The following is a 13,140-nucleotide window of genomic DNA, read 5'->3' as shown; positions in this document are numbered from 1 at the left end:
TTTCTTGCAATGTCAGTGCCATCAATGTCGGGACTGACGGGAAGAAAAAAAGTGGGATGAATCCAAAAATGTTTGCTCTGAAATTTTGGATTTGTTTGAATAGAGCTTGAAAAACAGATGTTGTGGTGATATACTAAATGTAGGAAAAGTAGGGTTTAAGGAGGCGCGGAAATGGATCTTGCAAAAGTAATGTCTAAGGGACAAGTGACCATCCCCATCAATATTCGGAAAAAACTGAATTTGAAGGAAGGTGACAAAGTAGTTTTCATCGAAAAAAACGGCTATATGGTGATTGCCAATTCGACTATGCTTGCACTTGAACAAGTTCAGAATGCCTTTGAGGGTGAAGCTGAACGGTTGGATTTGAAATCAGAGGAAGACGTTGTGAATCTGGTGAAGGAAGTACGAAAAGAACGGTTTGAGGAAAAAAAGGAAAAGAAACAATGAGAATTATGCTTGACACCAAATGAATTTGTCGAAAAATATATTCGAACAAACATGAATTAATGAGGGAAGGCTTAGCTTTCCCTTTTTGAGCACAAGCAGAATATAAATGGTGTAGTTATCAAAACTATCTAGATGCATATAAAAATATATTCTGTTGGGTTGATACGGAGATGATTCAAGGTTATTTTAAAAATAGGGTCGATTTTGAAAAGTTTTCATGTGAAGAAAATCAGGATGATTGTCTTGATACGAGAACTTTTGTATAATGTACAGATGAGGATATCAAGGGTTTTATTAAAGCAAACAAGCATTATTCCAAAATAATGGATTTAACGAAGTCAGAACGAGATGAATGTATCAGTCAAATATATCGAGAAACCGGTGGCAGCATTCGACAATTAAGTAGTGTGCTGGGAATCGGGAAACGAATAATCGAAAACATGATAAAAGAGCAATAAGTGAGAATTTAATGGGTTCGCTAAAAATAAAATGAGGTGAGATAATGGAAGTAAAAGAGTATATTGAAACAATAGCAGATTGGCAGAACTGGAAAGAATTTTTAATGGGTCATTCAAAAGAAGAACTTGTTGAATTAATGATCAACAGAATGTCAAGAGATTCTAGCTATTGCAGAGAATCATATTACAAGTTAGTGAAACGATCATTATCAGTTAATGAGACAATTGATGACTATAAAACTGAAGTTAATTATGAAATGAATAAAAAAATTCCGGATGTTTACTTTTTAATGATTCTAAGCGATAAATTATTGGAGCGTGTAGAATGTACAGATAATTTGTTGGATAAATTAAAATTAAGTGTTACTGTCATTGTGAATCTTGATTGTGCAATTGAAAATGGAGCAGGATTTAGAAATGAAGACGAATTTGTGCTGATTGAAGTGATGGATACTTGTCGAGATTTGATGCTGGCTGCCATTAAAAAGCAATATAAAGATTTATCAACTGAGGAATTGAGCAAAGTATCGGATTACCTAAAAACTGAATCTGCTAGATACTGTTCAATTGACAATGAAAACCGTATCGAAACAGCATTCGAGAAAGTGGTATCACTGACAGAAGGAAGAACCGGAATTACCAAGGATGGAGCTTATGTAAGAGGAGCAAGTTATTATAGAAATTTAAAATAGGGTGATATTGCGTTGGTTGCTTGAGCAACAAAGAATAAAGACGATTTGAGTTCTTCGAGACTCGGGTCAGATCGTCTTTTCTTTTTTGGGACACAAGGGGACGGCTCTTTTATACTTCATTTAGCATACAAAAGAGGTTAGCATAATACAGGGGCGCAAAATGGCTAATTTACCCTCATCAAAGATTGTAAACGATGCCAGATACTGAAAAATGGGGCGACGCTATATCTGAAACCGGAGCAGCTGGATTGTCAGGATTTTTTGACAGAGCAGTTTTTGAGCGAAACAACTGAAACAACGAGACCGGTCGCAAATTCCGGGTCAAAGCGGGAACAAAACCGGTCGGTAAGAAAACTGACGACAGATGAAGCAAAGATCCTGGCGATTTTGATCAGCTCGGAAAAGAACATTCAACAGATTGAAGCACTCACCGGCATCAGTCAGGTATATCTGATTGAACGACTTTCGATTATGGAGCTGGATGGGATGGTCGCGTTATCCAATTGTGGCTGCTATAAATTTCTGGTGTGTTAAGTTTTGTGGAGTGGTATTTCCTGTTTTTGAAAGGGCTGCAGGTACGGATGGTTTACCGTTTAAATGCTACGGATCACACCAAAACTGATGCCTGTCAACCGCTCGATCTGTCTGATTGAGATCCCCTGATTTTTGCAGCTTTTTATTAAATCATTCCGTTTTTCTTTATTAAAGTTCTGAAGTTCGACCGGATTTTGAACACCTGCAATTTTCCGGATATAGGCATTTGCTTCCGAATCCGTCCATCGTATGTTTTGATCATATTCCAGAACGCTGGCCACTATATTCTCGGTATTAAACGTTTTAAATAATGGGATGGCTTTTTGACGATCAAGCGAAAACAAATTCAGTGCAAAGTCGATATTGCAGATTTCCTGACTGCCCAGATATTCATTATAACTGCTCCAGCGGTATTCCGATAACTGCTTAACGATTCCTGCTCTTTGCGGATTTTGATGAATATAGCGGATCACTGTAAGAAAATAACGGTCATCTTCAACCGCTTCACTTTTATAGCGATCCTGAAACAAATGCCCCCGTCGATTGTATTTCCAATTGTACCAGTATACATAACTCGCACCGACTCTTCTAAATATCGTTCCCAAATCTTCGGACCCTACCTTAATCAACAAATGGATATGATTACTCATAAAACAATAGGCAAATATTTCAATACCGCTGATTTCTTTTTGCTTCTTTAATGTTTCCATCAGTTTGCTGTAATCTTCTTCATCCTCAAAAATGATCTGACGATTGGTTCCTCTTAATATGATATGATAAATTCCGGTACTGCTTATTTGTCTTGCTGTTCTTGGCATTTTTTGCACCTCTGCACTATTTTAACATCTTTTGTTACTAAGTGCAACACAAAAGAACCGTCCCCTTGTGTTGTTTTCTTCAGTGAGTTTCGATGGAGAGAAACTGGCGCAACTGATTGGAAACAGACAATCGGCAGAATCCAGATCCCCCAGCCAATAGTTTTTCAGCGAAAACAAACAGAATTTTTCAACCAGAAAGCTGAACCTCCGACAATTGGTAATCGTTTGCAATCAGCCAAAAAGAAAAGACGACCCGAGATCCTAAGAACTCGAATCGTCTCTCTTCTCTGTTCTTTACCCTTCAACTCAATAAGTTAGGTTGAATAAGTTAAGTGACAGGCACCGTATGTCTTTAGATTTTCTACTTAGTTATTGAAATAGGAGTTGTAGCTAATCCTTGAACATTATGTAATGTAGAAGCATCTTTCATGTTAGTACCAGCTAAAGCTTTGATTGTATATGTTTTTGATAAGTCAAGACTTGTAGCTGCTGTTGGTGCAGCACCTGGTGTAGTGATAGCAGATGCACCTGTTACATTTGTAACAGTAACTAACGAACCAATACTTGCTGCAGCACTTGTGTTATTAGCAGCTGCTGTAGTTGCTGTAAATGTTACTGTTGCACCACTATGTCCTACAGTATAGCCTGTTAAACCAGTGAATGCAGCGGCAATATTAGTTGCAATAGCTGTTGGAGTATCACCCGATGTAACTGCTACAACATGTGTTACTGGTGTAACTCCATCAGTAAATCCTGCTGTAAGAGTTCCAGTAGCATCAGCTGTTCCTGTTACTGTTAAGGTAGTAACTTCTTGTGTACCAGGTGTACTGTCATCTGGTATTGTTAACATAACTTGGCTATTAATACCAGTAGCTCTGGTAGCCTCTAAGGCAATTGCTAATGGTGTTGTACTACCATCTTGATAAATTGCAAACTCACCAGTTACAGTAGTGTCTGACAATGAAGCTGCCATAGCTTCACTATAGTTCACTTTAATGTTTCTTCCATCTACAAAGCTTGCTGTTTGAAGTACTGGTGCAGTATTATCTAGAACTATTACTGTACCTGAGAAAGTTGTAGAAGTCTTTGTTCCAGCCGTATTTTGAATATTAGATGCTGTAAAGACTGCAGTATTATCATCAGCTACAACTGCTGCTGTTGCAGGTAAAGTAATGGTTGCATGTAACTGAGATAAATCTAGAACAATCGATGTACCTGTTGGTAAAGGCATACCAGAAAGTGTATAGTTTGAAGGATCTGTAGCAGAATTTGCTACTCCGCCACCTTTAACTGCTTCAGGGAATGTTACGGTAAATGTATTATTACCTGCTGCATTACCTACGCTAGTTACATCAAATGTCGTCGTTGAAGTCGTACCAAAATCAAGACTCATATTAAATGCATCATTTTGATTTGGTGTCTGAGCTGTGTCGGAAACAATCTGTTTTGCAAATGAGAATGCAAACGTACCATTAATTGTTTGTGCTGTTGGGAAAGTGTAAACAACTTTTGTTCCATTAGCTGTTATAGAACCTACTGCTAAAGTAGAGAATGTAGTATTATCTAAAACACCATTAGAATTAACAATTGTTATTGGTTTAGCCACATTAGCACTAGTAGCTAATGCTTCATTGTAATTAATTTCAATTGATTTTACTTTTGTAGCATCTGTTGTATCTTTGATTATGTTGTAACCAGTTGCTACTGGTTTTACAGTATTTTGTGTCAATGTTACAGGTTGATTAACAGCTGCCATTGCGTTACCCAAAGAATCTTGAATGGCTGTTGGGAAAACAACAGTTAACGTTCTGCTAGTTGTGTTAGCATATAAAGGTGCTGTTACATTGATTGTAAATTGTTTATTATCAGTGTTTGGTACTACCACAGCTGTGTCTGTTGCAATAGTTGCCAATGTTTCATCTTTAACAGTACCACTAATTAATGCACCAGTTACTGTTGAAGCAGTCATTGCTTTATTAAATGTTACAAGAATAGTATGATCATCTTTTGCAGATATCGTTGCTATTGGTGCAGTTGCATCCGTTGTTACCATAAAAGTAACTGACTGTGAAACTGTTTTGTTATTAGCATAATCTGTTAGATTAATTGCTTCATATGTATGGTTTACACCAGTTGCTAAAGACAATCCTGTAATTGTTGCAGTATTAGTACCACCAAAATTAGCAATGTAATATGTTCCATCAATTTTAGCTGAACCTGTTTGAATTGGTTCAGAAGCTGTTACTGTAAGTGTTGTTGCTGTTGTACCTTTTGTTTGTGATACAACTTTTGTGATTGTTGGTGCTACAGTATCTGCATAAGTCAACAGACCTACATACTTCTGTGTTGATAAAGAAGCATTAGCTTGTGTCTTTATAGGTGCTACAGTAACACTAGCATTAACTACATTAATTGCAGCTCCCGAAGTTGTTAATGTAAGTGTTTTTGCATCTGTTGATAAATCTGCTGAAGTTGGAGCATTAAATGTTACTTCAGCAACTGTAACTTGACCAGGTACAATAGCATCAGTTGCATCTAAAGCAGTGCTGAATGTTACTTGAAGCTGTCTAGCGTTAATAGCTGTTACACTTGTAACCTTAGGCACTACTACCAAGTTAGCTTGAGCAGCGACAATATTAGCTGTTGCTGTATCAACTTTTGTCTGTGTATCAGTTGTTGCTGCAGGATTAGCTGCTACAACTGCCTGATAAGTCGTCCAAGAAGCGGTTGTGTAATCAGCCTGATTAACAGCAGCAATTGCTGTGTTATAAGCTGTTAAATTAGCAGCTACTTGAGTAACTTTGATTCGGATTGCTTCTAAACGTAGACTATCTCCGGTTGTTCCGGCGATTGCGCCATCAGAAATCCAGCCTTGTGTCCAGCCGTAGTTTTCGCCGTGAACCGTATATTGAACTGAGTAGCCTGGTAATTGAGCACCAGTAGCATCAACCAGTTTAATTTCGATTGCTTCAACACGTTGTGATTTGCCAACACTACCGGCAAATGCGCCATCTTTGATCCAATTAGTTGAATCATCAGTAGGATATAACCAACCAACATTTTCAACGTGGACATTATAAACAACATGGGCACCGGCAGGAATTGCTCCTGTTAGTTCAATGTTGAATCCTTCAATTCTTTTGGATTCACCAGTTGTTCCTAATTGTTGGTCACTTTGAACCCAACTACCATCTGTAGGGGCATTGCCGATATCCTGGATATGTCCACGATACTGAACACTCATTGTATCAGTAGTTGCTGCTTTTGTGAATAATCCTACAAATGAATCCCATGCCGATGTTTTTACTGTTGCATCATTGGCAGCGAATACGCTTGTAGAAAAAACCATGGAAAGCATCATGAATACTGAAAGAATGCTTACTGAAATTTTCTTCATACTTTTAAATCCTCCGTATATTTTATTTTGTTGTATACCCGGAATAAAAACGATCTTTATGATCGACTCACGTTTAAATTCCAGACTTAATCATGCTCCTCTTAGCAGACCACTTTATATTCCTCCTTTCCTAATTTGTATTGTTCGCAAAGGGTAAACCAATTTTACTACACCAACTTAGAAAAGGTGTCAGGTCTACACATATAATGGAACGCTAAATGAGTAAGAGCTTTCTCACAATGAATTTTACACCACATTGCTTGATTTTGCAATTAATTATTCTATTTTTTTTAATCTCAAATCCGAATTTCACAATTTCCGACAATTTAATTCATTGTATCGCCTACAAATAAAGAACCATTATTCGATTACTGCTTAAATATGTCTCATTGTCTCATATTTGATGACTTCTAAGGTCGTTTCGCTGTTAAAACAGTTTCCCGATCGACTTTCTTTACTTTCTCCACAAACCACTGTATTTTTAGTAAAGACCGACTACCCTTTTTTTAAATCTGACATATCTAATGATTCTTCCGGCATCCCACCTTTCAATGTGCTGACGTCCAATACAACGGCCTCACGCCACTGCATTTCCCCAATTTTCTGACCTGTATAAATTAGAACTTTAGGTTATGATGATACCCTATGTTGAGTTAACGTCGGGGAAATGCATTTTATCGCACAACATTTAATTTTTTTTTACATTTTTAATATTTTTTTGAAATTTTGAATTTTTTTAACAACAATTGTTACATTCTGTTCTTAACAAAATCGGTTAAGCGGGTTTATGGATTAACAACAGCCGTTGGATTAACTACCGCTGTTCCGGTATTCGGTTGACTGACAACGGTAGTTCCCGGATCCGATTGGTTCGTTGCTGATTTGCCGGTATCGCTGGTATCCGCTTCATTGGCTGTGGCATTCCCGGTCGCGCCGGTGTCGGTTGGGGCCGGAGTGGTCTTGCCGGTGTCGCTGACATCGGATTCATTGGTCGTCGCACTGCCGGTATTCTCGGTTGTCGGCGGAGCGACGGTTGGTTCTTCTTTGGCCGCCGGCGTAACCGGTGGTGTCGCCGCCGTCGTGCCGGTGGTTACCGTCTCGGTTGGATTGACGACGGTACTGCCGGTGGTCTCTGTTCCCGTTGCCTTGACCATTGCTGCATCAGTCGTTCCCGTCACGGTCTGAGCGGATGTGGTTGTCGCATTGCCGGTGCTTGTCTGCCCGGCGACTCGCGTGTCTTCACTCGAAGCACCATTGTCAAACTTAATGATCTTGTTCAGGTCAACGGCTTTATCTTTGGACACCTGTAACAGCTCAGTGACCGACATGGCCGCCAGCTTATCGACGGATAAACTGTCATCTGACGATGCGATCTCCTGAATCATCTTGATTTTTCCGGTTGAAACGTTGTACTGATCTGCCAGGGCTGATGTTTGCTCGTCCGCTTCGGTCAATGTCTGTCTTAAAACAGTGGGCTCAATATTCTGTGAAGAGGCACTGTCCATAATCACCTGATCCACGGATACCGCCAGATCGTCGGCCTTATCGGTGTCGTTATTCTTGACCGACACCAGAACGACATTCCGATCGGTATTGAGATACCCATGACTGATCATGGCAGAGACCAGGGTATCAACGGAGTCTTCCAAATCGGCCTGATCAAAATTCTGACCATTGATGACTCGTTGGGCATCCTCGTTCAGGGCCTTGACCGACAGCACCTGATTGTGTTTGTTGGTCACGATTTCGATGCTCGGATTAACATCCAGGGCCACGATGCTGTCGGGCATTTTAAACTGCACATACCAGCCGGAATAACAGACCACCGCCAGAATGCAACAGGCAAAGACGGTGGAAAATTGTCGGCAGTACTTCGGCTTTTTCTTCACCGCCTGTTTGGTGATGTAGTCGTGCTCGGTCATTTTAACCACGGGCATGGCTGCCAGTTTTTCAAAATCCAGGATTGGCGCCTGGCTGATTGCTCGGTTGAGGGATTTTTCGATATTAATTGGTTTCACACTAACACCTCCTTTTCGGTAAGATATTTTTTCAGTTTTTTCAATCCCCGATGATATTTTGACAAGACGGTGGAAATTGGCACGTCCAGGCTTTCCGCTATTTCACGATGGGAAAAACCCGAAATGGCATGAAGCAGGATAATTTCTCTTTCCTGGTCGTTCAGTATTTTAAAAGCTGCCTGCAGCACCAGTTTGTCGCCGCTGTCTGTGACATATGAAAATGAAAGATCGTTTTCCAGATCTTCCACCGGAACGCTATCGTTTTTTTTCTTAAATCTTATTTTACTGATTGACAGATTCCGGGCGATCGTGAAAACCCAGGCCATCGGCTTCCCCATCGGTTTGTACAGATGGGCCGCGGCGCGAATTTTCAGATAAGTATCCTGGACCACATCAAGGGCATCGTCATGATTTTTTATAATCGACAGCACAAACGCATAGAGGGTTCGCTCGGTGAGACGGTAAAGCTCCTCGAATGCAGCTATGTCATCTTCTGCTATTCTAATGAACAGCTCTTCGTCAATATTTAATTTTTTCTGCTGCTCAGTTTCTAAGCCCTGGGGCACTACCATACTCAAAAATAATATCATTAAGTATTACTCCTCCATATTATAGTAACGTTTCACCGTCACGTTTTATTGCAATGCAAATAATTAATTTTAATTCGGGGTTAATCCATATATTCTTTTACACATACCCGTAGGGGCGATCCATGATCGCCCGTGGACGTATATTGTAACAATCAACGTTTCGGGCGATTGAGAATCGCCCCTACGGGGTTTCCGTTGTATTATATGTTGATAATCGCCCCTACAGGGTTTCCGTTATATTATATGTTGATACTTGCCCCTACGGAATTATTAATAATTTTATTAATAAGTATAATGTTTTTTAATAATTCGTCGATATCCATTATACATCATTTTTGTATTAATTTCACCCTGCTAATTTTTATACTTTTGGCACAAAGGTTTCTTGGTGACAATCATATATAGGCGTGATACAATCAGTAAAGAAACATTTTAATAACTATTTAAATGCGAAACGACTGCAATTTTTAATCATTACAACATTATAATTCTGCATCATGTGTTTTAATTTTAATTCTTGTCGTTCCAGATCGTTAATTAATGGAGGATAACATGGGAAAAAAAGTAGAGTATTCGGTAGATGAACTTCTTGATGTCAATGTATTACAGAAATTTCAGGACGCTTTTTCGGCAGCAACTGGTATGGCCACGATCTCCGTTGATAACGTGAAAGGCGAAATCACACAGCCAAGCCATTTTACAGATTTTTGTATGAAATACACCCGGGGTTCTTCTACGGAAGGAAACAAACGCTGTGTCAAATGCGATATCGAGGGTGGAAAAAAAGCCGCCAACACCGGACGACCGGCTGTTTATTCATGTCATGCCGGGTTGGTTGATTTTGCCGCTCCGATTGTCATCGACGGCGTTGAAATCGGTGCTATGTTAGGTGGTCAGTGTCTTGAAGCGCCACCGGACGAAGAACATTTCAGAAAAGTTGCCCGTGAGTTAGGGATAGATGAAGACGACTACATCAATGCCGTCAGAAAAGTATCCATTGTACCGAGAGAAAAAATCGATGCCGCTGCGGAGATGCTTTACGTTTTTGCCAATTCCATCTCTGAGATGGGACATCACAACCGAGTGCTGGCAGAAGAAACTGAAAATTTTGAGATGATCTCCCAAAACGTGTTTGAGAATATCCGTTCCATCAGCGAGTTCATCAATGGCTTTTCTGACCAAATCGGCTCTCTGATCAAAGTATCGGATGAACTGCTGGAATCTTCCACTATTTCTAAAAACAAGGTCAAGGAAACGGATTCCATCCTTAAATTCATCCGGGACATTGCCACCCAGACGAATCTACTGGGCCTTAATGCGGCGATTGAAGCGACCCGAGCCGGTGAATTCGGCCGCGGTTTCAACGTGGTTGCCGATGAAGTCCGCAAGCTGGCCGTACAGAGCCAGGATTCCGCGCGAAAAATCGAAAACATTCTGGACAGCATTACGGCCAGCATGAACCATGTCGAATCGCAGGCAGCGAAATCCTACAAAATCATCGGCGAGCATCAGAAGTCGATGGAAGAAGTCAATGAAAAATTGCAGTTGCTAAACAGCATTGCCGATAAATTAAAGACCGAGATCAACACGCTTAAGAGCAGCGTTTACTAAAACGGTTTTTGTTTAACCCCCCGTGATGTTTCGCGCTGGATTTTTCCCCGTAGGGGCGATCCATGATCGCCCGCCAACGTTTGTTCGATAATTAACCTTTTCGGGCGATTGAGAATCGCCCCTACATTGTTTTTTGTTCAAACCCCGTCGGGGTATGCAAAAAACCGTCGGGGTATGCCCCTTTTTGCATCATGATTGCTTGGACCATTCTTAATTGAATGGTCTTTTTTTTGGCATCTTTTTTTTTTGCTTCTATTTAATAAGGGTAGCTTTCGATCATTGCGAAAATCATAAACAATGAACAATGATCGAAGGTAGCAAATCTTATGAAAGGAGGTTTCTGACGTGAAATGAAAACAATTTTAAACACCCTGCCCGGCGCCGCTGCCGTCATTGGCTCGGTTCTCGGTTTTCTTCTGGGGGGCTTCGACGGGGCTGTTTATACCCTGCTGGGCTTTATCCTGATTGATTACCTAACCGGCGTTATGACCGCCATTGCTCAAAGGCAGGTCTCCAGTGAAATTGGCTTCGTTGGTATTCTCAAGAAAATCCTGATCCTGATGATGGTGGCATTAGGCCATCTGCTGGATCAAAACCTGTTAGGGGGTGGCGGCGCCATGCGCACAGCCGTGATTTTCTTTTACACCGCCAATGAAGGCATCAGCATTCTGGAAAACTGTGCCCGTCTGGGTTTTCCCATTCCCGCTAAACTTAAGGCGGTTTTGGCGCAGTTGTCCGAAAAGGAGGAAAAATAAGACGGTCGGCGAATCATACCGACAATTAACGTTTTCGGGCGATTGAGAATCGCCCCTACGGTGTTTATACCATGCTTTAACCCGTAGGGGCGATCCATGATCGCCCGTTAGCAGTTTGTTTGATGTTGGTTTCACAATCAATTCGGTAACGTGTAGGCGAATAGTCATTAGACTGTTCAACGTGCAGTGTACGAATTGATTCGCGTAAACCAGCAGCAAAGCTCACCGCACTTTCTAAATGAGGAGGAAAATAATATGTATCTGAAACTAATTCAGGAGGCTCTGGAAAAAGCAGGGTACTCACCGGGGGCCATCGACGGCATCGATGGGCCGCTGACACAGAATGCCATTAAGACGTTTCAGACCGATCATGGTCTGGAGCCAGACGGACTGGTAGGCCCGCTGACCCATACCGCCCTGTTTCAAAATGACATCGCGGCAGAACCAGAAAACCCCGCCGATATGCCGTTAGATGACCAACAGCTCACCCCACATTTCAACCGGCAGGCCTTTAAATGCTGTTGTGAGGGCCGTTACTGCAACGGCTTTCCGGCGGAAATGAACCCCGAACTGCTTCGCCGTCTGGAAAACGTGCATCAGGTGCTCGACACCCCGATCATCGTCACGTCGGGAGTCCGTTGTCCGATCCGGAATGAGGAAGTGGGCGGTATTCCGAATTCCCGACATCTTGTCGGGGCGGCCGTTGACTGCTACGCTCCGGACCGGTCTGTCCATGAACTGGCGGCAGCCGCCGAAGACCAGGGACTGGGTGTGATCATTTATGAGAATCAAGGGTTTTGTCATCTGGAGATTTAAGCGGGCGATTCTGTAGGGGCGATCCATGATGATCGCCCGAAACGTCAATCTTTCAAACAAATGTCCTCGGGCGATTGAGAATCGCCACAACGAGTTCTTATTTCTTTTTGGCACCTTTTTCCGGTTTCTTCCATTTATAGAGTATACACAGGAAGTTGCGAAACTTTAAAGCCACGAACAGAAGTTGTTTTGATGTCGGTTTCGCAACCAATCTGGTAACGTGTAGGCGAACAGTCGATAGACGGTCCGCCGTACAGTGTACAGATTGGTTCGCGTAAACCGGCAGCTAAGCTTACGGCAGTATCGCTAAGGCCTGAAGAAAGGAGGACCACACAATGCCAGTAACAACCGATTTTCTCAGCAACAAAATCCAGATCCGTTCCAACTACGGGCTAGTGAATGGCAAAGATGTGATTAAGTCAAAGACTTATTCTAATCTGAAAGCATCTGCCGGAAATGATGACATCTACGCCGTGGCTGCCGCTCTTGCAACACTGCAGGCGCCCACCCTGGAAGAAGTTGTCAAAATTGAAAGTACCCTATTGATTCCGGGTGTCTAAACACCACCAAACTCAATTCGGCAATTGCGAACAATGATTACTTTGATGTCAGTTTCACAAACTATTTTGTAACGTGTAGGCGAACAGTTGATAGACTGTCCGCTGTACAGTGTAAAAATAGTTTCGCGTAAACTGGCAGCGAAGTTCCCGACTGTTTCGCAATTATCCAGATGAGAAATCTATGCGAAAGGAGGTGAACGCTCATGCCAGAAATTAAAGCAACGATGGTATTCAAACGTGGGGATGGTAAAAATTCTACCCTTTCCGTAGCGGATGCTGATGCGGCTGTGACCCCGGCTGAAATGAATGCAGCAATGGATTTGATCCTTGCTAAAAATATCTTTGCTGCAGAAGACTCCGACTTTAAGTCCAAAGTCAGCGGAAAGCTAATCAGCACTACGACTCAGGATTTTGCAATGTCTGCAGTTTAAGTAATTGGAATCG

At 41.6% G+C, this 13,140-nt stretch carries 13 protein-coding genes; 9 read left to right on the top strand and 4 right to left on the bottom strand.

Annotated features, from left to right (window positions below; translation table 11 throughout):
• Positions 1 to 171: 171 nt before the first annotated feature.
• From FZC40_RS06330 to FZC40_RS06320, 4 genes are all read left to right on the top strand, one after another.
• Positions 172 to 447 (top strand): AbrB/MazE/SpoVT family DNA-binding domain-containing protein, encoded by a 276-nt coding sequence (locus tag FZC40_RS06330; protein WP_148603069.1) that lies wholly within the window; start codon positions 172 to 174, stop codon positions 445 to 447.
• 323 nt (positions 448 to 770) lie between these two features.
• Positions 771 to 905: a hypothetical protein gene (locus FZC40_RS17560; protein WP_279233313.1), complete on the top strand. Its 135-nt coding sequence runs from the start codon at positions 771 to 773 to the stop codon at positions 903 to 905.
• A gap of 44 nt (positions 906 to 949) precedes the next feature.
• On the top strand, positions 950 to 1,597 hold the full coding sequence (locus FZC40_RS06325) for a hypothetical protein (protein WP_148603068.1): 648 nt from the start codon (positions 950 to 952) through the stop codon (positions 1,595 to 1,597).
• A gap of 276 nt (positions 1,598 to 1,873) precedes the next feature.
• Entirely contained in the window at positions 1,874 to 2,131 is a 258-nt protein-coding gene (locus FZC40_RS06320; RefSeq protein ID WP_148603067.1) for a hypothetical protein, read from the top strand.
• Between the two features lie 59 nt (positions 2,132 to 2,190).
• Here FZC40_RS06320 and FZC40_RS06315 read toward each other — a convergent pair whose 3' ends face one another.
• The 4 genes from FZC40_RS06315 to FZC40_RS06300 form a co-directional block, all read right to left on the bottom strand.
• Positions 2,191 to 2,949, bottom strand: a complete 759-nt coding sequence (locus tag FZC40_RS06315) for a transposase (protein ID WP_148603066.1) — start codon at positions 2,947 to 2,949, stop codon at positions 2,191 to 2,193.
• Between the two features lie 361 nt (positions 2,950 to 3,310).
• Positions 3,311 to 6,346, bottom strand: coding sequence for an Ig-like domain-containing protein (locus FZC40_RS06310; RefSeq protein ID WP_148603065.1), 3,036 nt, complete (start codon positions 6,344 to 6,346; stop codon positions 3,311 to 3,313).
• A gap of 785 nt (positions 6,347 to 7,131) precedes the next feature.
• Positions 7,132 to 8,235 carry an anti-sigma-I factor RsgI family protein gene (locus tag FZC40_RS06305; RefSeq protein ID WP_148603064.1) on the bottom strand — a complete coding sequence of 368 codons (1,104 nt, stop codon included), beginning with the start codon at positions 8,233 to 8,235 and terminating at the stop codon, positions 7,132 to 7,134.
• Between the two features lie 125 nt (positions 8,236 to 8,360).
• Positions 8,361 to 8,954: an RNA polymerase sigma factor gene (locus FZC40_RS06300; protein WP_148603063.1), complete on the bottom strand. Its 594-nt coding sequence runs from the start codon at positions 8,952 to 8,954 to the stop codon at positions 8,361 to 8,363.
• A gap of 552 nt (positions 8,955 to 9,506) precedes the next feature.
• Between FZC40_RS06300 and FZC40_RS17555 the strand changes: the two genes are divergently transcribed.
• From FZC40_RS17555 to FZC40_RS06275, 5 genes are all read left to right on the top strand, one after another.
• A complete protein-coding gene (locus FZC40_RS17555; protein WP_279233312.1) occupies positions 9,507 to 10,565 on the top strand; it encodes a PocR ligand-binding domain-containing protein in 1,059 nt (352 codons plus the stop codon).
• Between the two features lie 350 nt (positions 10,566 to 10,915).
• The gene (locus FZC40_RS06290; protein ID WP_148603061.1) at positions 10,916 to 11,320 is read left to right on the top strand and encodes a phage holin family protein; all 405 of its coding nucleotides are present in this window, start codon (positions 10,916 to 10,918) and stop codon (positions 11,318 to 11,320) included.
• A 255-nt stretch (positions 11,321 to 11,575) separates the two neighbouring features.
• Positions 11,576 to 12,136, top strand: a complete 561-nt coding sequence (locus tag FZC40_RS06285) for a D-Ala-D-Ala carboxypeptidase family metallohydrolase (protein ID WP_148603060.1) — start codon at positions 11,576 to 11,578, stop codon at positions 12,134 to 12,136.
• A gap of 335 nt (positions 12,137 to 12,471) precedes the next feature.
• On the top strand, positions 12,472 to 12,696 hold the full coding sequence (locus FZC40_RS06280; protein WP_148603059.1) for a DUF1659 domain-containing protein: 225 nt from the start codon (positions 12,472 to 12,474) through the stop codon (positions 12,694 to 12,696).
• A gap of 203 nt (positions 12,697 to 12,899) precedes the next feature.
• Positions 12,900 to 13,127 (top strand): DUF2922 domain-containing protein, encoded by a 228-nt coding sequence (locus FZC40_RS06275; protein ID WP_148603058.1) that lies wholly within the window; start codon positions 12,900 to 12,902, stop codon positions 13,125 to 13,127.
• Positions 13,128 to 13,140 lie beyond the last annotated feature (13 nt).

Origin of the sequence: Acetobacterium tundrae, from assembly GCF_008086615.1 — a bacterium.
Taxonomy (GTDB): Bacteria; Bacillota; Clostridia; order Eubacteriales; family Eubacteriaceae; genus Acetobacterium; species Acetobacterium tundrae.
This window is presented reverse-complemented; position numbering and strand designations above follow the sequence as displayed.

Excerpts from the sequence above, each read along its gene's own strand:
- FZC40_RS06330 (WP_148603069.1), top strand. The coding sequence starts at position 172 with ATGGATCTTGCAAAAGTAATGTCTAAGGGACAAGTGACCATCCCCATC.
- FZC40_RS17560 (WP_279233313.1), top strand. The coding sequence starts at position 771 with ATGGATTTAACGAAGTCAGAACGAGATGAATGTATCAGTCAAATATAT.
- FZC40_RS06325 (WP_148603068.1), top strand. The coding sequence starts at position 950 with ATGGAAGTAAAAGAGTATATTGAAACAATAGCAGATTGGCAGAACTGG.
- FZC40_RS06315 (WP_148603066.1), bottom strand. The coding sequence starts at position 2,949 with ATGCCAAGAACAGCAAGACAAATAAGCAGTACCGGAATTTATCATATC.
- FZC40_RS06310 (WP_148603065.1), bottom strand. The coding sequence starts at position 6,346 with ATGAAGAAAATTTCAGTAAGCATTCTTTCAGTATTCATGATGCTTTCC.
- FZC40_RS06300 (WP_148603063.1), bottom strand. The coding sequence starts at position 8,954 with ATGATATTATTTTTGAGTATGGTAGTGCCCCAGGGCTTAGAAACTGAG.
- FZC40_RS17555 (WP_279233312.1), top strand. The coding sequence starts at position 9,507 with ATGGGAAAAAAAGTAGAGTATTCGGTAGATGAACTTCTTGATGTCAAT.
- FZC40_RS06290 (WP_148603061.1), top strand. The coding sequence starts at position 10,916 with ATGAAAACAATTTTAAACACCCTGCCCGGCGCCGCTGCCGTCATTGGC.
- FZC40_RS06285 (WP_148603060.1), top strand. The coding sequence starts at position 11,576 with ATGTATCTGAAACTAATTCAGGAGGCTCTGGAAAAAGCAGGGTACTCA.
- FZC40_RS06280 (WP_148603059.1), top strand. The coding sequence starts at position 12,472 with ATGCCAGTAACAACCGATTTTCTCAGCAACAAAATCCAGATCCGTTCC.
- FZC40_RS06275 (WP_148603058.1), top strand. The coding sequence starts at position 12,900 with ATGCCAGAAATTAAAGCAACGATGGTATTCAAACGTGGGGATGGTAAA.